This is a genomic window from Streptomyces sp. JLSY215, assembly GCF_059682825.1.
In genome coordinates this window covers 4464499-4486399 of the sequence record NZ_CM185022.1, presented here as the reverse complement: position 1 = coordinate 4486399, position 21901 = coordinate 4464499, and the positions used below count along the sequence as shown (strand labels likewise).

At 71.5% G+C, this 21901-nt stretch carries 19 protein-coding genes and 1 pseudogene; 11 read left to right on the top strand and 9 right to left on the bottom strand.

Features of this window, described 5'->3' with window-relative positions; genetic code table 11:
- Positions 1 to 25: 25 nt before the first annotated feature.
- Both AC5677_RS20025 and AC5677_RS20020 read right to left on the bottom strand, forming a co-directional pair.
- On the bottom strand, positions 26 to 799 hold the full coding sequence (locus tag AC5677_RS20025) for a rhomboid-like protein (protein ID WP_497196375.1): 774 nt from the start codon (positions 797 to 799) through the stop codon (positions 26 to 28).
- The gene (locus AC5677_RS20020; RefSeq protein WP_497196374.1) at positions 796 to 1839 is read right to left on the bottom strand and encodes an Lrp/AsnC family transcriptional regulator; all 1044 of its coding nucleotides are present in this window, start codon (positions 1837 to 1839) and stop codon (positions 796 to 798) included. The genes AC5677_RS20025 and AC5677_RS20020 overlap by 4 nt, the downstream gene beginning before the upstream one ends.
- Positions 1840 to 1955: 116 nt before the next feature.
- Here AC5677_RS20020 and AC5677_RS20015 point away from each other — a divergent pair, with 116 nt between their 5' ends.
- From AC5677_RS20015 to lysA, 3 genes are all read left to right on the top strand, one after another.
- Entirely contained in the window at positions 1956 to 3602 is a 1647-nt protein-coding gene (locus AC5677_RS20015; RefSeq protein ID WP_497196373.1) for an MFS transporter, read from the top strand.
- A gap of 475 nt (positions 3603 to 4077) precedes the next feature.
- Positions 4078 to 4476, top strand: coding sequence for an SAV_915 family protein (locus tag AC5677_RS20010; protein WP_497196372.1), 399 nt, complete (start codon positions 4078 to 4080; stop codon positions 4474 to 4476).
- A 64-nt stretch (positions 4477 to 4540) separates the two neighbouring features.
- A complete protein-coding gene (gene lysA, locus AC5677_RS20005; RefSeq protein WP_497196695.1) occupies positions 4541 to 5914 on the top strand; it encodes a diaminopimelate decarboxylase in 1374 nt (457 codons plus the stop codon).
- A gap of 215 nt (positions 5915 to 6129) precedes the next feature.
- Here lysA and AC5677_RS20000 read toward each other — a convergent pair whose 3' ends face one another.
- Positions 6130 to 6579 (bottom strand): VOC family protein, encoded by a 450-nt coding sequence (locus AC5677_RS20000; RefSeq protein WP_497196371.1) that lies wholly within the window; start codon positions 6577 to 6579, stop codon positions 6130 to 6132.
- Positions 6580 to 6956: 377 nt separating this feature from the next.
- Here AC5677_RS20000 and AC5677_RS19995 point away from each other — a divergent pair, with 377 nt between their 5' ends.
- From AC5677_RS19995 to mltG, 3 genes are all read left to right on the top strand, one after another.
- Positions 6957 to 7667 carry a FadR/GntR family transcriptional regulator gene (locus AC5677_RS19995; RefSeq protein WP_497196694.1) on the top strand — a complete coding sequence of 237 codons (711 nt, stop codon included), beginning with the start codon at positions 6957 to 6959 and terminating at the stop codon, positions 7665 to 7667.
- A 102-nt stretch (positions 7668 to 7769) separates the two neighbouring features.
- Positions 7770 to 9050, top strand: coding sequence for a CynX/NimT family MFS transporter (locus AC5677_RS19990; RefSeq protein ID WP_497196370.1), 1281 nt, complete (start codon positions 7770 to 7772; stop codon positions 9048 to 9050).
- A gap of 389 nt (positions 9051 to 9439) precedes the next feature.
- Positions 9440 to 10267: an endolytic transglycosylase MltG gene (mltG, locus tag AC5677_RS19985; RefSeq protein ID WP_497196369.1), complete on the top strand. Its 828-nt coding sequence runs from the start codon at positions 9440 to 9442 to the stop codon at positions 10265 to 10267.
- 87 nt (positions 10268 to 10354) lie between these two features.
- Here the strand turns inward: mltG and AC5677_RS19980 are convergent, their stop codons facing one another.
- From AC5677_RS19980 to AC5677_RS19965, 4 genes are read right to left on the bottom strand one after another with little or no spacing between them, the layout of a single operon-like run.
- Positions 10355 to 11131: an ABC transporter permease subunit gene (locus AC5677_RS19980; RefSeq protein WP_497196368.1), complete on the bottom strand. Its 777-nt coding sequence runs from the start codon at positions 11129 to 11131 to the stop codon at positions 10355 to 10357.
- Between the two features lie 21 nt (positions 11132 to 11152).
- On the bottom strand, positions 11153 to 12064 hold the full coding sequence (locus tag AC5677_RS19975) for an ABC transporter ATP-binding protein (protein ID WP_497196367.1): 912 nt from the start codon (positions 12062 to 12064) through the stop codon (positions 11153 to 11155).
- Complete coding sequence (locus tag AC5677_RS19970) at positions 12061 to 12984, bottom strand: ABC transporter permease subunit (RefSeq protein WP_497196366.1); 924 nt, start codon at positions 12982 to 12984, stop codon at positions 12061 to 12063. The genes AC5677_RS19975 and AC5677_RS19970 overlap by 4 nt, the downstream gene beginning before the upstream one ends.
- Positions 12974 to 14014: an ABC transporter ATP-binding protein gene (locus AC5677_RS19965; protein WP_497196365.1), complete on the bottom strand. Its 1041-nt coding sequence runs from the start codon at positions 14012 to 14014 to the stop codon at positions 12974 to 12976. Before AC5677_RS19965 ends, AC5677_RS19970 begins: the two co-directional genes overlap by 11 nt.
- Positions 14015 to 14265: 251 nt before the next feature.
- Between AC5677_RS19965 and AC5677_RS19960 the strand changes: the two genes are divergently transcribed.
- The 4 genes and pseudogenes from AC5677_RS19960 to AC5677_RS19945 all read left to right on the top strand — a co-directional run bounded on the left by AC5677_RS19960 (position 14266) and on the right by AC5677_RS19945 (position 19171).
- Positions 14266 to 15132 (top strand): M24 family metallopeptidase, encoded by an 867-nt coding sequence (locus AC5677_RS19960; RefSeq protein ID WP_497196364.1) that lies wholly within the window; start codon positions 14266 to 14268, stop codon positions 15130 to 15132.
- A complete protein-coding gene (locus AC5677_RS19955; RefSeq protein ID WP_497196363.1) occupies positions 15129 to 16937 on the top strand; it encodes an SDR family oxidoreductase in 1809 nt (602 codons plus the stop codon). Before AC5677_RS19960 ends, AC5677_RS19955 begins: the two co-directional genes overlap by 4 nt.
- 126 nt (positions 16938 to 17063) lie before the next feature.
- A pseudogene (locus AC5677_RS19950) lies at positions 17064 to 17980 on the top strand (metal-dependent hydrolase).
- 21 nt (positions 17981 to 18001) lie between these two features.
- Positions 18002 to 19171, top strand: coding sequence for a MerR family transcriptional regulator (locus tag AC5677_RS19945; RefSeq protein WP_497196362.1), 1170 nt, complete (start codon positions 18002 to 18004; stop codon positions 19169 to 19171).
- A gap of 21 nt (positions 19172 to 19192) precedes the next feature.
- Here the strand turns inward: AC5677_RS19945 and AC5677_RS19940 are convergent, their stop codons facing one another.
- Both AC5677_RS19940 and AC5677_RS19935 read right to left on the bottom strand, forming a co-directional pair.
- A complete protein-coding gene (locus AC5677_RS19940; protein WP_497196361.1) occupies positions 19193 to 20542 on the bottom strand; it encodes a carotenoid oxygenase family protein in 1350 nt (449 codons plus the stop codon).
- Positions 20543 to 20546: 4 nt separating this feature from the next.
- The gene (locus tag AC5677_RS19935; RefSeq protein ID WP_497196360.1) at positions 20547 to 21131 is read right to left on the bottom strand and encodes a DUF3159 domain-containing protein; all 585 of its coding nucleotides are present in this window, start codon (positions 21129 to 21131) and stop codon (positions 20547 to 20549) included.
- A gap of 161 nt (positions 21132 to 21292) precedes the next feature.
- Between AC5677_RS19935 and AC5677_RS19930 the strand changes: the two genes are divergently transcribed.
- On the top strand, positions 21293 to 21865 hold the full coding sequence (locus AC5677_RS19930; protein ID WP_497196359.1) for a PadR family transcriptional regulator: 573 nt from the start codon (positions 21293 to 21295) through the stop codon (positions 21863 to 21865).
- The last annotated feature ends 36 nt before the right edge of the window (positions 21866 to 21901 follow it).

The following is a 21901-nucleotide window of genomic DNA, read 5'->3' as shown; positions in this document are numbered from 1 at the left end:
GGGGCGTTACCGGTCCTGAGGATCGCTACCCCTCCTGAGGGCCGTTCCGGGAATCGCTCGTGCCGGGGGGCCGGGCCTCGTCCGCGGGCCGCGCCCGGTCTCCCTCCGCCTCCCCACCCGACTCCTCGGGCTCGTACGGCGGCTCCCTCCCCGCCGGTGTCAGCGGCCAGGCCACCAGCCCCAGGACGAGGGAGATGGCATGCCCGAAGTCGGTGAAGGTCGCCCCGGTCAGCAGCGGGACGCCGAAGAACAGCAGCACGCCGATGAGCCATCCGTAGCACCAGGGCGGCCGCAGACGGTACGTCAGCACACCGGCGGCGGCCGCCAGTCCGTAGGACACCCCGATGTCCACGACATGGGTCATCGAACGCGGCAGCCGATGGCCCTCAATGGCCAGCAGCACGAGCTCCTGGCTGGCGAGCGTGGCGGCACAGTGCGCCGCGCCGACGATCAGCAGCCAGCGCCAGGTGCCCAGCCAGCGCTCGACATTGGCGTGCAGCAGCTCGAACATCACCACGTACAGCAGGAACGACTCCGGACGCTCGATCCAGAAGCCGCTCATCAGGAGTGAGGGGAGGGGATGCTCGTTCAGCTCGTGGATGTTGCTGCTGGTGCGGTGGAGAAGGAACTGCCCCAGGCCCTCGGAGGCGGAGGCGACGACGAGGCTGGTGATGCCGATGATCAGCAGCCAGATGTGCGTGCCGGGGGCGCTGCGCACCCAGGCCCGTGCCCAGGCCACCGACCGGCGCAGCGCATGGGCGGGCCGGCGCAGCCGGCGTCCGGGGAGGACCGGTTTCATCGGCGTCGCCCCATCGCTGCCCGCCCGGTGGCCATGACCGGTCCGGCGCCCTTGACGTGCCGGATCCGCGGCGCGCTCTCCATCGTCCGTATGCCGGGCAGCGCCGCGACCCGCGTCGTCAGATACGTGTAGAGCGCGCCGACGTCCGCGCACAGCACGGACGCGAAGAGATTGTTCGGCCCGGTGGTGGCGCAGGCGAAGGCGACCTCCGGGTGGGCGGCCAACGCCTCGCCGGTGGCAGCCAGTTCGGCGGGGGTGACGGACAGCCACAGGGCGACTATCACGCCGTACCCGAAGAGCCGCAGGTCGTAGTCGACGTCGTAGTACAGGACACCGTCGGCACGCAGTTCGGCGAGGCGGCGGCGGACGGTGGTGGGCGACCAGCCGGTGGTGGCGGCCAGTTCGGCCGGCGGGGTGCGGCCGTCGTGGCCCAGGGCGTCGAAGAGGCGGCGGTCGGCGGCGGTGAGCGCGAGCGGGGCGGCGGCCGGGTCCGGTGGCGGCGGGCTCAGCCGGGCGATCTGCTCGTCGCTCAGCGCGCCCGACTTGCTGACCATGCCCCGCGGGCCACCGAAGAACTCGTGCAGCATGCAGTGCGCGGTGACGCCGACGACGCCGGGCGTACGGGGCAGCTGCCGGAGCAGCGCGGGCCCGTTGGCCGGGGGAGCGTCGCCGGCCTCGCCGCTCGCCGCGCGGCACACCGCGCCGATCTCCGTCCCGCCGGACATCAGGCCCACCCAGGCGGTGTCCGTCCGGCGGGCCATCGCCTCGGCCAGCGGCAGCGCGGAATCCGGGGCGCACACCACCCGCACCAGCCATTCGGTCTCGCCCAGCGGCCGCGCATCGGCCAGCCCCAGCACGCGCAGCGCCCCGCTGCCGCGGTGCCGGGTGTAGCGGCGGGCGACGGTCTGGTCGGAGACGCCGAGCACGGCGGCGATACGGCTGAAGGGCGCCCGGCCGTCGAGCTGGAGGGCGTGGATGAGCTGCCGGTCGAGGACGTCGAACCCGTTGGCGGGACCGGCGGCCTTCGCGTCGGTTTTCACCGTTCGAGGCTAACGCGAGTCGGATTGCGCCGCGGGGAGCCCGGCGGCTGGGACATCGGGCGGCGGACACCGGACCGTGGGCCGATCCCCTTGCCGGAACCGACGGAGGAATGGTCATGGGCGCGAGCGCGTCGCACGGGAAGCATGAGGCGGACGAGAAGTACGGGAAGTATGAGGCGGGCGAGAAGCACAGGACGTATGAGAGCGACGAGAAGCACGGGAAGTATGAGAGGAACGGGAAGCGCGGGAAGTGGTGGCCGCTGGTCGCCATCGCCCTGGGCAATTTCCTGCTGCTGATCGACGTGACCATCGTGAACACCGCGCTGCCGCGGATATCCGCCGGCCTGGGCGCCTCCTTCACCTCGCTGCAGTGGGTGATGGACAGCTATGCGCTGGCCCTGGCCGCGCTGCTGATGCTGGCGGGCTCGGCCGCCGACCTCTTCGGACGGCGCCGGCTGTACGTGGCCGGGCTGGCCCTCTTCGCGCTCGCCTCGCTCGCCTGCGGGCTGGCCCCCGGCGCGGGCGTCCTGATCGCGGCCCGCGCCGTCCAGGGCATCGGCGCGGCGGCGATGTTCGCGGCCAACACCCCGCTGCTGATGGCCGCCTACCAGGGCCGCGACCGCGGCGTGGCGTTCGGCATCTGGGGCGGTACGAGCGGCGCCGCGGCCGCGGTGGGCCCCGTACTCGGCGGACTGCTCACCGAGTACCTGAACTGGCGGGCGATCTTCCTCGTCAATCTGCCGCTGACCGCTCTCGCCGGGTATCTGACGGTGCGCCACCTCCGCGAGTCGCACGGCGACCTCCACCGGCCTCGAACGAACTCGGCCGGGAGCCCCATGGCGCGCATCGACTGGCCGGGCGCGGCGTCCTTCACGGTGTCGGCGGGCGCCCTGACGTACGGGCTGATGCGCGGCGGCGAGCGCGGCTGGACGGAAGGCGGGACGCTCGCCTCGCTCGCGGGCGCGGCGGTGGCACTGCTCGCGTTCGCCATCGTGGAGCGGCGGGTACCGCGGCCCCTGCTGGACCTGCGGCTGCTGCGCCGCCCCTCGTTCGCCGCGCTGATGGCGGCGGCCCTGCTGATGCAGGCGGCGGCGTTCCCGTATCTGACGTTCGTGGGGCTGTGGGCGCAGGACGTCCTCGGGCTGAGCCCGGTACAGGCGGGGCTGGCGGGGCTGCCGCTGGCGCTGATGTCCCTGCTGGTCGGCGCGCTCGGCGGCCGGTGGCTTCAGCGGTTGGCGCCGCAACTCCCGGTCGGTATCGGCCTGTTGCTGGTCGGCGCGGGCGCGCTGCTGCATGCCGGGCTGCTCGGTGACGGCGCGGGCTGGGCCACGCTGATCCCCGGGCTCGCGGTGAGCGGGCTGGGCGTCGGCGCGGCCATGCCGGTGCTGGTCTCGGCGGCGCTCGGCGCGACGCCGCCGCAGCGGGCCGGCATGGCGAGCGGCGCGGTGAACACCTTCCGGCAGCTGGGGTTCGTCTTCGGGATCGCGGCCCTCGGCACGGTCTTCGCCGATGCCCTGCACGACCTCACGCCCGGCACCCCGCCGGCCGCGGTCCGGGCCGCGTACGTGTCGGGGCTGACGCACATCACGGCGGTCTCCGGGGTGGCGGCGGTGGCGGCCGGGGCGCTGGTGCTGGGGGTCGTGCGGAGGCCGGGGCGGGTGGCGGCGGTGGGGGGCGCGGCGGACACGGGGGATGCGGGGGACGTGGGGGACTCAGGGGACGCGGGGGATGCGGGGGCGGCTTCTGTGGGGGTGGGGGTGTAGGCGGGGTGGCGGCGGGACGGCGGGGGCTGGGGCCGGATGGCGGGGTCGCGTGGCGGGTCGTATGGCGGGCGCGTGGCGGGGTCGTACGGCCCCGAACGACTGGGCGCCAGGGGTGCTGGCGGTATCAGGGGGGCGGGCACCGTCTGCGCTGCGCCTGCCGCCTTTCTCCCCGCTCCGGCCCTGGCCGCCCTTCCTTCCTTCCTTCCTTCCCTACCTCCCCCCTCCCTCCCTTCCCCTTTCCGCCCGTCAAGGTCAGGAACGGGGACACCCGGACGGGCGGTCACCGACGCAAACCGCCCCCGACCGGCCACCCGACGGCAGCATCGCGTCAAGTCCCGTCCACAAACCGTCAATGATGCGTCAGCGGCCGGAGAAGTGCCCCGGTCAGCGGGCATAGCGTCGTCAGAGCCGAGCCCCGGCGTCAGCGTTTCCTACCGGTCCGGGGCCGCCGATGCGCAGTCCGAGGAGCAACGCCGTGTCCCATCACCTTTACGCGGAAGATCCCGAGCCCTCCGATCGGGTCCCGGCCGGGCCTTTGTTCGTTCCCGTCCGGTCGGGCCCCGCGGGCTGCACGGCCCGCCTGTTCCGCACCCCGCTCGGTGGCCGCATCGCGGTCGCCTTCACCTCGCCCCAGCGGCTCGCCGCGGCCCTCGGCAGCGGCCAGCCCTGGGTACGGCTCGCCGAACCCGCGCTGCGCGCGCTGGCCGAACCCGTGGGAGCGACCGGCCTGGCCGTCGATCCCCGGTTCGCCCCGGACATGCCCCACGCACCGGCCCTCACCCCGCCGCTGACACCACCCCGGACACCACCGCGGGCACAAGGCCGCACACAGCCCCTGACCCAGCCCCGTACGCAGTCGCTGCGGACCGTCTGAGGGAGGGCGAGCGATCATGAGCCACACCGTGAACCACACCGCGAACCACACCGCGAGCAGCACCATGAGCGGCACCACGCTCCCGCTGACCGCCGTACCGGAGCCCGGCCGGGTATCCGCCCGGGAATCCGCTCAGCAGCCCTCCTCACTGGCCATATGGCCCGGGTCCACCACCCCGCTGATGGATGACGATCTCGCCGTCGGCGGCGTCCCGCTCACCGAGCTCGCCGAGCGCTTCGGGACGCCCACGTACGTCCTCGACGAGGGCGAGGTACGCCGCCGCTGCCGCTCCTACCTGCGGGCCTTCCCCGACACCGATGTCTTCTACGCCGCCAAGGCGTTCCTGTGCCGCGCCATGGTGCACTGGGTGCAGGAAGAGGGCCTGGGCCTGGACGTCTGCTCGGCGGGCGAGCTGGAGCTGGCCGTCACCACGGGCTTCCCGCCCGAGCGGATCCTGCTGCACGGCAACGCCAAGAGCCCGGACGACCTGCGGACCGCGCTGCGGCTGGGCGTCGGGCGGATCGTCATCGACAGCACTTCGGAGATCGCCCGGCTGGCCGCCGCGGTCCCGGCGGGCAGCCGGCAGAAGGTGCTGATCCGGGTCGTGCCGGGGATCGCCGCGGGCGGCCACGCCAAGATCCAGACCGGGACCGACGGACAGAAGTTCGGGCTGTCGCTGGCGGACGGTTCCGCGCAGCACGCCGTCACCCGGGTGCTGGGCCAGCAGCGCCTCCAGCTGGTGGGCCTGCACTGCCACTTGGGGTCGCAGATCACCACCATCAAGCCGTATCTGTCGGCCGTACGGCGACTGGTCGGGCTGCTGGCCCGGATCCATGAGCAGCACGGCATCACGCTGCCCGAGCTGGACCTCGGCGGCGGCCACGGCGTCTCCTACCGGCCCGGCGAACCCGCGCTCGACATCGTCGGCCTCGGCGCCAGGATCCGCGCCGAACTGGCCGGCAGCTGCGCGGCGGCCGGTCTGCCGGTGCCGCGGCTCGCCATCGAACCGGGCCGCGCCATCGCGGGCCCGGCCGGCGTCGCCCTCTACCGGGTGCTGGCCGTCAAACAGACCGGCGGGCACACCTTCGTCGCGGTGGACGGCGGCATGAGCGACAACCCGCGGCCCGCGCTGTACGGGGTGCGCTATGCGCCCCGGCTGGTCGGCCGCCGCTCGGCCGCCGCGCCGGAGGCGGTCACGGTCGTCGGCCGCCACTGCGAGGCCGGTGACGTGCTCGCCTCGGACGTCCGCCTGCCGGGGGACATCCGCCCCGGCGACCTCCTGGCCGTCCCTGTGGCGGGCGCCTACCACCTCTCGATGGCCTCCGGCTACAACCTGGTCGGACGGCCACCCGTGGTCGCGGTCACCGGGGGCCATGCCCGGCTCCTGGTGCGGCGGGAGCTGCTGGCGGACATCCAGGGGCGGGATGTGGGGTTGTGAGGGTGTCAGGGGCTGAGGGGCTGAGGGTGTGAGGGCGTAGAGGTGTGACGGGGGTGGGGTTCAGGCGGCTGGCAGGTCGGCTTTCCGGCAGGCTGGTCTGCCGGCCGGCGGATCGGCGGGCGGCGGACGGCGGGCGGCGGATCGGCGGCCGGCGGATCGGCGGATCGGCGGATCAGCGGATCGGCGGCCGGCGGATCGGCGGATCGGCGGGCCGGTTATCCCGCCCCCTCCACCGGCGGCATGGGCGCCCCGCCCGGATCCCAGGCCTCCAGGAAGGCGGGCTGCCGGGCCAGATCCACCAGCTCGACCCGGGCACCGATGCTGTCCATCCGGTGATAGGCGAAGGGACGCCCATACGGGCAGCCGGAGAAGTCGGCGGGAAAGCCCTGGTCCTCCAGGTGCCGGGAGCCTTCCTCTATGGAGCGCGTCCAGAAGCCGAGATGGTCGAAGCGCGCACCCTTCGATGCGTCCCAGGGACTGCCGGGCGGCCCTTCGATGAGTTCGATGTAAGGCGGGCCGCTCCGTGTGAAGGTGATCCGGTAGTCCCAGTCGCCCAGCCGGTCCGCCTTGGGCTCCCTGAACTCGACCCCGGCAGCCGTCCCAAGGTCCCGTATCGCCGCCTCGATCTCCGGGACGACGAAACACACGTGGTAGAAGCCCGTCACACCGGCCACCTCCTCTTCCGCCTCTTCTGCCCGCTCTTCTGCCCGCGCTCCGGCCGGGGGTCTGCCTTCATCCGGGGGCCTGCCTTCATCCCGGGCCTGCCTTCATGACGGAACGGTCGCCGGGCGACGGGCGTTCCCGGGCCGTCGCCCCAACCGTGTACATGTACAGTGAATCCATCAGTTGTAGGATGACTGGGCAACTGAGGGATGACAGGGCGAATGACGCTGCCCCGCAAACCGGCGGACGGGCCGCAGGACGGACCGGCGGACGGACCGGTAGACGAGCCGGTGGGCGGACGGACCGGCTGGTGAAGCGGCTCGTGAACCGACTGGTGAACCGGCGGGCGGATGGACTGACGAAGGGCGACCGGACGGACATGGCACTACAGGCGGCGGGACGACAGTCCCTGGTGGACACCGTCGTCGAGACCCTGCGGTCCCAGCTGACCTCCGGGGAGTGGAAGGTCGGGGCCCGCATCCCTACGGAACACGCCCTGGCCGAACAGCTCCAGGTCGGCCGTAACACCGTCCGCGAGGCGGTCCGCGTACTCGTACACGCCGGAATGCTGCGTTCACGCCAGGGCGAGGGCACCTTCGTCGTCTCCACGGCGGACCCCGGCGAGATCATGCGCGGCGTCCAGCGGGCCGGTATCCGCGACGTGCTGGAACTGCGGATCGCGCTGGAGGCCGAGGCCGCCCGGCTGGCCGCGCTCCGGCATGAACCCGCCGACCTGGAGCGGATGCGCGCGGCCCTGGACGCCCAGGCCGAGCTGGCGGACGCCGAGGGGCAGCCCGACGCCAGCAACCTCGAGCTGTACGCCGACCACGACATCGCCTTCCACAAGGCCGTCGTCGAGGCCGCGCACAACGCCGCGCTGACCGCGACCTATGGGTGGTTCAGCAGTTCGGTGCGGGAGGCACTGGTCAGCGCGCTCGGCGACAACGAGATGCCGAAAATCGTGCACGGCGATCACCGCGCCGTGCTGGACGCCATCGCCACGGGCGATCCGGAGGGCGCGGAGCGCGCCACCCGCGCATTGCTGGAGAAGCCGAAACGCGCCGTGGAGGCGCTGCTCGCCACCCGCTGAGGGCCCCATCCCCGCCCCCATCCCCTCCCCCCACATCTCTCCCAACTCCCTCAGACCCCTCAACTCCCTTGTAATACAACGACCTTGGCGAGGTACACGCGCATGTCCGGGCCCCTGTCCGAAGCACCCTTGATCGACGCAGAGGAGGACTCGATAGCGGCACCGCCGGTCACCGCGGCCCGCCGTCGCCTCCGGACTCACCCGGCACTCCTCCTGGCCGGGATCGTGCTTGCGGCGCTCAACATGCGCGCGGCGCTCGCCGGGGTCTCGCCACTGCTCAGCGAGATCGGCGAGCACTTTCACCTCGCCGCGACCGCCAGCAGCCTGGTGACGACCATTCCGCTGATCTTCATGGGCCTCGGCTCCATCGCCGCCCCCAAGCTGGCCCGCCGCTGGGGAACCGAGGCGGCGCTGTGCGCTGCGCTGGTGCTGCTCTGCGGCGGCATCGTGCTCCGGATCGCCCCGCCCGTCATCGCGCTGTTCGTCGGCTGCGCGGTGGTCGGCACGTCCATAGCCCTGCTGAACGTCCTGATGCCGGGCCTGATCAAGCGGGATTTCCCCGAGCGGGCCGCGGGCATGACGGCGCTGTACTCGACCGCGATGATCCTTGGCGCCACGGTCTCGGCGGCCTCCGCCGTCCCCCTGGAGAACGCGCTCGGCGGCTGGCAGGGCTCCCTGGTCTCCTGGTCGCTGCTGGCCGCCGTCGCCGCGGTCGCCTGGATCCCACAGGCGGTCATCGCCCGACGAGGCACCGGGACGGGCGCGGCCGCGGCGACGCCCCTCCACGCCGCCGGAGACGGGCCGAAGCTCAGCCGCTCCCCGCTGGCCTGGCAGGTCACGCTCTTCATGGGATCGCAGTCGCTGATCGCCTACGTGGTCATCGCCTGGATGCCGACGATCTTCACCGATCACGGCATGGGCAAGGGCGCGGCGGGGCTGGTCTTCGCCTTCAGCACGCTGGTGCAGATGGTGGGGTCGTTCGTGGTGCCGATGCTCGCGGGACGGATGCGTCGCCAGCGGCTGCTGGGCGTCGCGGTCTCCGCGCTGATGGCCTGCGGCGTCGTCGGACTGCTGGTGGCCCCGGTGGCCGGTGCCTGGCTGTGGGCGGCGCTGCTCGGCGTCGGCCAGGGCGGCGCCCTGGGCCTGGCCCTGACCATGATGGTCCTCCGCTCCGGCGACGCCCACACCGCCGCCCGCCTCTCCGGCATGGCCCAGACCGGCGGCTACCTCCTCGCCGCGGTCGGCCCCCTGGCGCTCGGCGCCGTCCACCAGACCACCGGCGGCTGGACCGTCCCGATCCTGCTGCTCCTGGCCGTGTGCGCGGGGCTCGCCCTGCTGGGCCTGGGCGCGGGCCGCGATCGACGCATCGGGGACGGGGCGTAGGGGCGGCGGGGCATAGGGACGACGGGACGTAGAGGAGACGGGGCGTAGGCGCGGGGCGTAGGCGCGGGACGTAGGGCGGCGGGGCGGCGATACGGCCGCGGGTCGCCCTGCCGCCGATGAGCCCGGGGCCGACGTGGCCGATGTCTCACCGGCCCCGCCGCCACGCCCCGCCCGCCCCGCCCGCTCCGCCGCTACGCCGCCACGCCGCGCCCGCTACCCGCCCGACGCGCCCGGCGCGGCACAGCCCCTCTCGCCGCACACGCCCCAAAAGCCGCACCCCCGCCGACTCGGTGAACACCGGGCATCCCACCCGCGTCCGGAATCCGTCATCGGTAGCGATCCGGGGGAGGCCTTCCCCATAGTGCCGCCGACTGGCTTACGGTGCCCCCATGAGCGATGTTCAGCGCACCGTTCGCCGGTCCGGACCGCGGCTTTCCCGCACCGGCCGGCTTGTTCTCGTTTCCCTTTTGTGCGTTCTTGTCCTTCTCGCCGCACTGGTCCTGCTGTGGCTGCTGCGCGGGCCCCGGCCCGAGGCGAAGCTGACCGTCCCGGAAGGGCAGCGGGCGACGCAGGTCTATGCCGCCGCCGACAAGGCCCTGCACCTGGCCAAGGGCAGTACCGCCAAGGCCGCCAAGGCCGCGCACCTCAAGCTGCCGGGCGCGGCAAAGGGCAACCCGGAGGGCTATCTCTTCCCGGCCACGTATCCGATCGGCAAGGACACCACTCCGGCGTCCCTGCTCGCGTACATGGTCGACACGGCCAACCAGCGGCTCGCCGACGACCGCATCACCTCCTACCGGACGGTGGTGATCGCCAGCATCGTGCAGGCCGAGGCGGACCGGCCGGCCGATATGGGCAAGGTCGCCCGGGTCATCAGCAACCGGCTCGCCAAGAACATGCCGCTGCAGATGGATTCGACGATCAACTACGCGCTGGGCCGCAGCACCCTCAACACCAGCCACTCGGACACCAGGACCGACAGCCCCTACAACACCTACAAGCACCAGGGCCTGCCCCCCACCCCGATCGACAACCCCGGGGCGGACGCGCTCAAGGCGGCCGGCGCACCGCCCAAGGGCGACTGGCTGTACTTCGTCACCGTCAAACCGGGCGACACCCGCTTCACCGCCGACTTCCAGGAGCATCAGCGCAACGTCCGGGAGTTCAACCAGAACCAGCAGGCCGGCAGCGGTAACGGTCAGGCGCAGGGCGGCTGACCCCGGGGCCTCCGGGCCTGCACCCGGCCGCCGCGCCCCGGGCCGCCCCCCTTCTCGGCCCCCCGGCCCGCCGCGCCCCGCTCCCTCTTACTCCTCTCCGGCCAGGGTCAGCGCCTTCAGGCGACGTCCGGCGTACCAGGTGGCGCCGACCGTGACCAGCGCCAACAGGCATACGGCAAGCGGCAGTTGAACGTCCGAGACGAGCGCGCCCTCCGCGCCGACCTTCTGGCCGACGGCCAGCGCCCACTGCTGGACGCTGAGGGTCCGGGCCCCGGGGACGAGCGTCCCGAAGAGCGACTCCCAGACCAGGGCGTAGACCAGGCCGAAGACGACGGCATGGCGGGTGATGGTGCCGAGGAGGAGGAAGAGCGCGCTGTAGGCGACCGAGGCGACGGCTGCCGCCAGGGCGTAGGCCACGGCTATCTGCTGGCTGTTGCCGTTGAGGACGAAGCCGGCGAGCAGGACGGGGACGGCGGAGAACGTCACCGTCACGCCCGTCGCGACCAGGAGTTTGGTGAAGATGATCGTCGGCCGCGGCACCGGCTTGGACAGGAGATAGACCATGGAGCCGTCGTCGATCTCGGGGCCGATCGCGCCCGTACCGGCGATCACACCGATCAGCGGGACCATCGTGCCCAGGGCGAAACCGCCCAGGATGCCGCTCGCCGTGGAGTCATCGGCGCCGGTCAGCACACGGACGGCGACGGCGATGACCACGAGCAGGGCGGGCAGCGCGAAGAGGATCAGCGCACGGCGCCGGCCGAGCAGGGCGCGGTAGGTGAGCCGGGCGACGGTGGGGTGGAACGGTGTGGCCCGGAGTGCGCCGCCGGGTGCGGGCGGGGCCGTCGGAGTGGTCGTGGACATGCGTCGGGCTCCTTTCCGGCCTCAGGCCGCTACGAGGTAGGAGAAGACGGATTCCAGCGACTCGTCGGAGGGCGAGACCGTCAGCAGGCGGATGCCGTGGTCACGGGCGACCCGCGGCAGGAGTTCGGTGAAGCGGCCGAAGTCGATGGCCTGGATGCGCAGCGCACCCTCGACGAGATCCACTTCGATGCCGGCCGTGGAGGGGTCGGCGATCAGCGCACCGGCCAGCGCACGGTCGTTGTCGGACCGGACGAGGTAGCGGTGCGGACGGTCGGTCATCAGGCGGCGGATCTTGCGGAAATCACCGGATGCGGCGTGCCGGCCGGCCACCACCACCTCGATGTGGGAGGCCAGCTGCTCGACCTCTTCGAGGATGTGCGAGGAGAACAGGACCGTACGCCCCTGGTCACCCATCCGCCGCAGCAATTCCATCAGCTGCATCCGCTGCCGCGGGTCCATGCCGTTGAACGGCTCGTCCAGCAGCAGCACGGACGGGTCGTGGACCAGCGCGGACGCCATTTTCACCCGCTGCCGCATCCCCTTGCTGTACGTCGAGATCTTGCGGTCCTGGGCGTACTCCATCTCCACCGTGGCCAGCGCCCTGGCCGCCTCGGCCCGGCCCAGGCCGTGCAACTCGGCGTTGGCGAGGACGAATTCCCGGCCGGTGAGGAAGTCGTACATCGCCTCGCGCTCGGGGACGATGCCGATGTGGCGGTAGATACCGGCGTTGCGCCAGATCGTGCTGCCGTCGAGGGTGACGGTGCCGTTCGAGGGGGCCAGGAAGCCGCCCATCATGTTGATGAGGGTGGACTTTCCGGCGCCGTTGGGGCCGAGCAGGCCGGTGACGCCGGGGGCGATGGTCATGGTGATGTCGTTGACGGCCACGACATTTCCGAACCAGCGGGAGACATGGTCGATATGGAGCGTTGTCACAGGCCGGCCTTCCGGTAGCGGCGCATCAGCAGGGCGTAGGAGCCGACGATGGCTATCAGCGTGACGAGGAGATAGACCGGCCCGGCGGCCGTCGACGGCGCCAGGTCGTTCGGGAAGGAGGTGGTTCCGCCGAGGAAGGAGGCCTGCACCCCGTCGATGAGCGTGATGGGGGAGAACAGCCCCAGCCAGCCGACGGCGGACTCGCTGCCCTGGACGAAGGCGATGCTCTGGACGGCACTCACGGCACCGTACGGAATGGTGAGGACGGCGATCACCGCGGCGACGCCGAAGCCGCGGCGCGGGGTCAGCGCCGAGACGACCAGGCCGATCCCCGCGAAGAGGAGGGAGAGCAGCGTGACGGAGACCAGTCCCTGCCCCAGCCCCTTTGTCTGGTCCAGGAAATCCAGCTTCGCCAGCAGCGCGCCGACGTAGAGGACCACAAGGGGGGCCGCGGTGAGGAGGAACAGGGCGCTCGCCATGGCCGCGAACTTCGCCGCCACATAGTCGGCGCGCTCTATCGGGCGGGAGAAATACAGCGGGACGGTCTTGAAGCGCAGATCGCGGGAGACGGACTGCGGGGCCTGCGCGGCGAGATAGAGGCCGATGACGGCCTGAAGGTAGATGGCGTACTGGGTGTAGCTGACCGTGAGGGCGGAGGCCTTGGTGACCACCGCGACCGCGACCATGATCGCGGCGGGCACGCACATCACCCCGAAGAGCAGCATCGGCAGGACCTTGGACTTGGCCGAGCGGCCGAGTCCGTAGGCACCGCGCAGGCTCTGCGAAAAGAGCGACCGGCGGGCGTAGGCGCGGCCCAGACGGGGGCCGTCGTAGTGGCGGTAGCCGATGTTGTGGATGGAGGCCCCACCAGGGGTGGCGGGGGGCGTGGCGTGGGCCGGCATCGGGGACTCAGTTGGCATCGGATGCGCCTCCGTCCTGAGTGGCGTGCGCGGCGCCCGGGGCGCCTGCGGTGACGGGGGTGGTCGGCGGCTCGGAGGCCGCGGCGGTGTCCGCCTCGTGGAAGACCTCCGCTATCTGGTGCCGACGCTGTTCCATCCGGATCAGGCCGAGCCCGAGGCCGGCGACGGTGTCCCGTACGAGGTCGTAGGTCTCCTCGCCGGTCGCCTCGATGTACAGCAGACGCCCCGAGGAGGCCAGGCCCTCGACGCGGTGCGCGTCGGTCACCACGGCCCCCGCGGCGATCAGTGCCGCGCGCAGCGCCGCGGTGCCGTCCGGGCAGCGGTCGGTGTCCGTCACCTCCACCGCCAGCGAGGCCGTGGCCTGCGTGAACTCGTCCGTCGAAGAGGAGCGCAGCAGCTTGCCGCCGTCGATGACGACGACATGGTCGCAGGTGCGCTCCAGCTCGCCCAGGAGGTGGGAGGTCACCAGGACGGAGATCCCGAAGTCGGTGTGGATGCGGCGGATCAGGCCGAGCATCTCGTCCCGGCCGACCGGGTCCAGGCCGTTGGTCGGTTCGTCGAGGAACACCAGCTGGGGGTCGTGGACCAGCGCCTGGGCCAGCTTCACGCGCTGCTTCATGCCCGTCGAATAGCCGCCGATGGGGCGGTAGCGCTCCTCGTAGAGCCCGACATGGCGCAGCGTGTCCGCGGTGCGCTCGCGCGCGGCGGTCGGTGGCAGGCCCGACATCCGGGCCATGTGCACCACCAACTCGGTGGCCGAGACGTCCGGCGGCAGGCAGTCGTGCTCGGGCATATAGCCGACCCGCTCACGGATGGTGGCGCCGTCCTTCGTCACGTCCAGGCCGAGGACATGGGCGGTCCCTTCGGTGGCCGGGGCCAGACCGAGAAGGATCTTGATCAGGGTGGACTTTCCGGCGCCGTTGGCACCCACCAGGCCGGTCACGCCGGGGGCGATGTCAACGGAGAGCCGGTCCAAAGCGGTCACCCGCGGGTACCGCTTGCTCAGGCTTTCGGTCGCGATCACAGTCACGTCTTCGACGGTAGGGGCGGCAGGGCCGCATGGCGTCAGCCCGTGCGATGGTCTCTGCCTACCTCTCGGGTATTACGAACCCGTAGGGGAAGTCATGCCTGGGGCGTCCCCGGCATCAGGGTCGGAGCGCGGTGCGGTGTGCCATGCCCTATGCACACCCTCTTGACGCAGCCGCCAGTCATTGTCACATTCATCAGTGTCAAGTTACGGGCGCGTACCGCGATGAACCGCTTACGGACGGACGGTTGGCGATGGCCTCAGTCACCTCAGCGACCTCAGCAGGAACTGCCGGACTCACCGCCGAACTACGCGGGTTCAGAGAGGTCCAGCGGCTCGCGTACGACTGCGCGGAGGCGGTTGCGGCCCAGCTCAAGCCCGGTGTCACCGAGCGCGCGGCGGCGCGGATGCAGCGCGAGTGGCTGCGCGAGCGCGGCGTACGGGACTGGTTCCATCTGCCGTTCGCGTGGTTCGGCGACCGCACGGCCTTCGTCAATTTCCGCATCCCGCTCCAGTTCTTCCCCACCCACCGCGAGCTGGAGCCGGGCATGGCCTTCATCCTCGACATGGCGCCGGTCCACAAAGGCTTCACCGCCGACATCGGCTACTCCGGCTGCCTCGGCCTCAACCCCGTACACGACCGGCTGCTCGCCGACCTCGAGGCACACCGCGAGCTGATCCTGCGCGAGGTGCGCGAGCGGCGCCCGCTGCGCGAGATCTACGAGGACGTGGAGCGGCTGATGGTGCGGCAGGGATACGCCAACCGCCATCGCGCCTATCCGTTCGGCGTCATCGCGCACAAGATAGACCGGGTCAAGGAGCGCCGCTGGTCGCCCACCCTCTTCGGGTTCGGCACCCAGTCCCTCAAGGGCCTCGCCTCCGATGCGCTGCACGGCCACCGGGACGGCTGGTCCCCCCTGTGGAGCCCGTACACCTTCTCCGACCACCCGCCGCAGCCCGGTCTGTGGGCGGTCGAACCCCACCTCGGCTTCCGGGGTACCGGCGCCAAATTCGAGGAGATCCTGGTCGTCACCGACTCCAAGGACCCACTGGAAAGCGCCTTTTGGCTGGACGACGATCTGCCGCATGTGCGGCGCTGGCAGGAGGAGAAGGCCGCATGAACAGGGAACAGGGCAAGGGCCAGGAGCCGGGACAGGGGCAGGACCAAGGGCTCCGGGCGGCACGGGAGCGCCGGGTGCGTACCGGCGGCGTCGAGCTGTGCGTCGCCGAGCTGGGCGACGCCGCGCGGCCCACGGTGATCCTCGTGCACGGCTATCCGGACAGCAAAGAGGTGTGGTCCGAGGTCGCGCAGCGGCTGGCCGAGCGCTTCCATGTGGTGCTCTACGACGTCCGGGGCTGCGGCCGCTCGACGGCGCCGAAGCCGCTGCGCGGTGGGTTCACCCTGGAGAAGCTGACCGACGACTTCCTGGCCGTCGCGGACGCCGTCAGCCCCGACCGGCCGGTCCATGTGGTGGGCCATGACTGGGGCTCCGTACAGGCCTGGGAATTCGCCACGGTCCGGCGCACGGAGGGCCGGATCGCGTCCTTCACCTCCATGTCGGGCCCGTCCCTGGACCACTTCGGCCACTGGATCAAGAAGCGGATGTCGCGCCCCACCCCCCGGCGCGCCGCCCAGCTCCTCAACCAGAGCGCCAAGTCCTGGTACGTCTACATGCTGCACACCCCCGTACTGCCCGAAATGGCGTGGAAGGGCCCGCTCGGCAAGCGCTGGCCAAGGATTCTCCAGCGGGTGGAGAAGGTGCCTGCCGGCGGCTATCCGACGCCGTCGCTGCCGACCGACGCCGCCCACGGCGCCTGGCTCTACCGCGACAACGTCCTCCCCCGGCTGCGCCGCCCGCGCGCCGACGCCTATGCGCACTGCCCGGTCCAGCTGATCACCCCGACCGGCGACGCCTTCCTGTCCCAGCGGCTGTACGACGACCTGGAGCAGTGGGCGCCCCAGCTGGTGCGCCGCACCCTCCCCGCCAAGCACTGGGTGCCGCGTACCCGGCCCGACCAACTGTCCGCCTGGATCACTGAGTTCATCGTCGCCAAGGAGGAGGGGGACCCGGCGAAGAAGGTGCTGGCCTCCGGCCCGTATGCCGACCGTTTCGGCGGGCAGCTGGTGCTGGTGACCGGAGCGGCCAGCGGGATAGGGCGCGCGACGGCGTTCGCCTTCGCGGAGGCCGGCGCGCGGATCATCGCCGTCGACCGGGATGCGGAGGGCGCGGCGCGGACCGCCGACATGGCGCGGCTGATCGGCGCCCCGCAGGCCTGGGCCGAGACCGTCGACGTCGCGGACGAGGCGGCGATGGAAAAGCTCGCCGACAAGGTGGACGCCGAATACGGCACCGTCGACGTCCTCGTGAACAACGCCGGAATCGGCCTGTCCGGGGCCTTCCTCGACACCACCACCGAGGACTGGAAAAAGGTCCTGGACGTCAATCTGTGGGGCGTCATCCACGGCTGCCGGATCTTCGGCAAGCGCATGGCCGACCGCGGGCAGGGCGGCCATATCGTCAACACCGCCTCGGCCGCCGCCTTCCAGCCGTCCAAGGTCCTGCCCGCCTACAGCACGTCCAAGGCGGCCGTCCTGATGCTCAGTGAGTGCCTGCGCGCCGAACTGGCGAGCCAGGGCATCGGTGTCTCGGCGATCTGCCCGGGGCTGGTCAACACCAACATCACCGCCACCTCGCGCTTCGCCGGCGTCCCGGCGGACGAGGAAAAACGCCGCCAGGCCAAGGCGTCCCGGATGTACGGGATGCGCAACTACCCGCCGGAGAAGGTCGCCGACGCCGTGCTGCGGGCGGTGGTCCGTAACCAGGCGGTGGTGCCCGTCACCCCCGAGGCGCGCGGCGCCCATCTGATGTCCCGCTTCACTCCGCGCGCGCTGCGTGCCATCGCCCGCATCGAGCCACCGCTGTAGGCACGCCTGTCGTCCCCGTTCGCCGTTTCTGTTCGCTGTCTCCGAGCGTCGTCCCCGTTCGCCGTTTCTGTTCGCCGTCCCCGTTGGTCGCCTCCAGGAGAAATCTGCGCACGTCAGGAGCCGCGCATGAGCACATCACCCGCATCGGCGCACCACCCGATAACGCCGCGCCGGGTCACGTTCGACTGGCGCGAAACACCGCTGCACTGGATACCGGACGAACCCACCGCCACGCACGTCATCAATGTGCTGCATCTGCTGCTGCCGGCGGGCGAGCGGTGGTTCGTCAAGGTCTTCAAGGAGGCCCTCCCGCAGGTCCGGGACGAGGAGCTCCTCAAGGACGTCAAGGGCTTCATGGGCCAGGAGGCCACACACAGCGTCCAGCACGCTTACGTCCTTGAGCACTTGTCCCATCAGGGCCTTGATACCGGCCCGTACACCCGGCACGTCGACTTTCTCTTCGAGTATCTCCTCGGCGAGAAGCCGCCGTTCGGCATACCGCTCCCCGAACGGGAGTGGCTGCGCTTCCGCCTCTCCCTCATCGCCGCCATCGAGCAGTTCACCGCGGTGCTCGGCAACTGGGTGCTGGCCGCCGAAGCGCTCGACCGCGCCGCCCCCGACCCGGTCATGCTCGATCTGCTGCGCTGGCACGGCGCCGAGGAGGTCGAGCACCGTGCCGTCGCCTTCGACATGTACCAGCACACCGGCGGTGAGGAGCCCGCCCGCTACCTCCGCCGCATTCTGGGGATGTCCGTCACGGCTCCCGTCCTCCTCTACCTGTGGGTCTGGGGGCGACCTACCTTCTCCGGCACGATCCGCAGCTCGCCGGCCCTTCCCGGTACGCGCTGCGCGAGCACAACCGCGCCGTACGCAAGGGCCTGCTGCCCACCTGGCGGGAGCTGGGCGCGGCGATACCGCGCTATCTGCGGCGGTCGTACCATCCCTCGCAGGAAGGGTCGCTGCGCACGGCCGTCGCCTACCTGGCGTCCTCCCCGGCCGCACGGGCGGCGGCGGGTGCGGTGGGCCGCGCGGCACTCTCGTAACGCGCCACCAGCCACGCGCTCATGAGGAGCACCGCAGTGACCGAGCAGCCGCCACCGGCCGAATACCGCATCGAGGATCTGGCCCATCTCAGCGGCACCACGGTCCGTACCATCCGCGCCTACCAGGACCGCGGGCTGCTCCCCCGCCCCGAACGCCGCGGCCGGGCAAATGTCTACGGCGACGCCCACCTGGCCCGGCTGCGCCAGATCGCCGACCTCCTCGACCGCGGCTACACCCTCGCCAGCATCAAGGAACTCCTGGAGGCCTGGGACGCGGGGCTCGACCTCGGCGGGGTACTCGGCCTGGTCGCCGAGATCGACGGGCCGTGGACCGACGAGAAGGCGGCCCGTATCAGCCGCGCCGATCTGGACACGGCCTTCGGCGGCACCTCGGACGAGGCGGCGGTGGCCGAGGCCGTGGAGCTCGGTGTCCTCGAACGCATCCCGGGCCATGACGACGAGTTCTTCGTCCCCAGCCCGCAGGAGCTCGCCGTCGCCGTCGAACTCCACTCCGCCGGTGTCCCTCTTCTGGCCATCTCCGGCCATCTGCGAGAGGTACGCGGCCAGGTCGAACACATCGCCGCCCGCTTCGTCGACTTCACCACCGAGCACGTCTTCCACCCCTTCCTGGACCACCCGCCCACCCAGTCCGAAGCCTCCGAGGCGGCGGCCCTCGTACGGCGCCTCCGCCCGCTGGCCCAGCACACCATCGACGCCGAACTCGCCCGCGCCATGCGCACCCTGGCCACGCGCTCCCTTCGGCGCCATCTCGCCGAGGCACTGCCGGAGGCACTGCCACAGCCACTGCCACAGCCGCTGCGAGAGGCGCTGCCCGAAGCGCCGCCGGAAGCGCTTCCGGAAGCACCGGAGGCGGATTCGCGGGGCGTCGGCGGGCGGGAGTCCGCGCCGGCTCCGGAGCGGCGGCCGGCTCACCCGTCCGGGCTTGAGCTTGCAGCGGGAACCGCCCCCGCACCCGGGCCGGTCGCAGACCCCCGTCCCGCGACCGACCCGGAGCCGGTGCCGCTCCCTGCCGACACCGTCCAGGCCGTACGGGACCTGGTCGGCCCCGACAACGCGGCCGCCTTCATCACCGCCGCCGCCCAGCGCGAGGTCCAGGCCCGCACCATGGACGCGCTGGCGGCCTCGGCCGTACGGGATGCGCCGACCGGCGACGCGGCGCCTCGCCGCTGACCGGGTCCCCCCGCACGGCCCTCAACTGCAGCTGTCCGGAAGCCAGTTGCCGTGGAAGCCGTACGGCACCCGCTGCGGAAGATGGACCGTCGCCACCGGGTCGGCGGATATGTCCTCCGCGTCCAGGATGACGAGATCGCTGGTGTCGGTGGACGCGTCATAGACATAGGTCATCAGCCAGCCCGGCCCGCCCGGACGGTCGTCCGCGGCGGCGAAGGCCGCCTCCGACGGGGTGCGGCCGGCTCCGAAGTCGTGCCGGGTGACCGCGCCGGACCGCAGGTCGTAGCGGAGCAGCGCGCCAGGCATCGGCCCCGAGCCGGGCAGCTCGCCGGATATGGCGTGCCCGAAGCGGGCCTGCTGCCCGGCGAGCCGGTCGTCGATCCGCGGGAACTCGCAGAACTGGTCGTCGAGCTGCTCCTCCGCCACCGTTCCGGAGGCCAGGTCGATCGTCCAACGCCATAGATGGGCCGGGCTGTTGGTGCCGCATTCGGCATAGCGGGCCACATGAAGGACGATCCGCTGCGCCCCGTCGTCGTAAGCATTGAGGCTGTGGAAGACGTAGCAGGGGTCGATGGAGAACCAGCGGACCTCGCCGTACGGGTCGTCGCGGCGTAGCACTCCCAGCCGGGCGCCGTACTCCGGGTCCCAGGCGTACGGCATGCCGGGGCGGCGGTGATCGAAGACGACGGGGAGGTCCATGAAGACGACATGGCCGGCGGTGAGGTGGAAGTCGTGCATCATCGTCGGCGCCGGCACGTCTATCGGGCGGCTGACCGCTAGCTCCCCCGCCGCGTCTGCCCGGTGATAGGTGAGGTACGGCGGGCGGGGACCGCCGTACCCGAAGAAGTGGAGCTCGCCCGTCGTGGGGCAGGTCTTGGGGTGAGCGGTCATGGCGGTGTTGAGCCGGCCACCGAAGTCATGGACGCCGATGGTCTCCAGCTCATGGCCGGGACGGCAGTCGACCTCGTAGGGGAATGACGACTCGACCAGCGCCAGGGTGCGGCCGGCGTGCCGGACGATATGGGTGTTGGCGACTCCCGCCCGGAAATTGCGCTGGCCCTGCTCGTCCACGACGGGTGCGCCGTCGGTGAAGGTGGCCGTCCGGACCCAGCGGTTGCGGTAGGAGACGGCGCGCCCGCCCTCCAGCCGCAGGCCGTGCACCATGCCGTCACCGAAGAACCAGTGCGGGGAGGCGGCGTCTCGCGGATTGGGGCCGTTGCGGAGAAACCAGCCGGTGAGCTCCGGCGGGATGGCGCCCGTGACCGGCAGGTCATAGGCGGTCAGCTCGTCCTGCACCGGCGCGAAGTTGCCGGCCAGGTGGGGCGTGGGGGCCACGGATTCGGATGCGGTGCCGGGAGTCGTAGCGGTCATGGCGTCATGCCTCCTGGAGACCGGGCTGCGCACCGGACTGTTCCTGCAGGAACCGGGCGCGGGCCCGGTCCGGGTACGAAGCGGTGAAGCGGACGGGAAGAACGAATCCGGCGATCTGGATGGGGATGGAGACAGCCAGGCCCAGATGCTCGGCGGTGACGACCGCCTGTGCGGCCGCACTGAGGGTGAAGGACAGCGCCCAGGCCGCGGTGATCACCACATTGATGCGCCGGAACAGCGGGGTGTGCCAGACCTCCGGCGGCGCCATCCGACGCGCGATCGCCATCGTGAAGGGGCGGCGGACAGCGATGGACAACCAGGCTATGAACGCGAGCCAGCCCATGGAGAGCGCGCTGCCGTAGAACTGGAGACCGCTGTGAGGTTGGACGAAGGCCAGGATCGTCAGGGCGACGAAGAACACGATCGTGCCGTACTCCAGCAGCCGGGACTCCAGCGAGAGGCCCGCGGCGCGGTCCGCGACGAGCAGCCCGGCCGAGACCACCAGCGCCGCCAGCGCCCCCCACTGCCAGCCGAACGACGACACCCCTGCGAACACCAGCCACGGTATGAAGCTCCGCAGATATCCCATGATCCCCCTCTTCCTCAGCGCTTCCTTGGCCCGCCGGGCCAAGGGATGCACCTGCGCTTCGGCTCCGGATTCTCATCGCCGGAACCACATTCCAATCTCGACATGTCGAAGATAGAAGGTCCTTCTTTGACATGTCAACAGTGGAAGGTAATGTGTAGGTCATGAGCCTCCGACATGCCGTGCTGGGTCTGCTGGCGGAAGCCCCCGCCAGCGGCTACGACCTGATGAAGACGTTCAACGCCTCGCTCGCGAACGTCTGGCCCGCCACACAGAGTCAGGTCTATGGAGAGCTGACCAAACTCACCACCGCCGGCATGGTCGAGGTCGTCGCCGAAGGCCCCCGCGGCCGCAAGGAATACGCGATCACCGACACCGGCGTGAGCGAACTACGACACTGGCTGATCGAGGTCGAGCCCAGCGGCCCCCCGCGCTTCGACGGCCTGCTGCGGGTCTTCTTCCTCGGCGTGCTCACCCCGCTCGAGGCCCGCACCTACCTCCTGTCCCGGGCCGAGGCGGCGTCACGCGCGCACGGCGCACTGGAGCACATCGACGAAGTGACCCCATGGGACGACGACATGATCTCGGTCTATGGGCGGCTCGCGCTGGAATACGGCCTGCGCCAGACGGCGATGCAGGAGGAATGGGCCCGCTGGGCCGCCGAGGAGGTCGAGCGCGACAAGGCCAGGTCGGCGAGCGAGCGCACCAGTGAGAGGACGAGCGGGGATGACGCCTAGACCGGGAATTCAGGTGCCGGCGGATGTGCCGGGCGG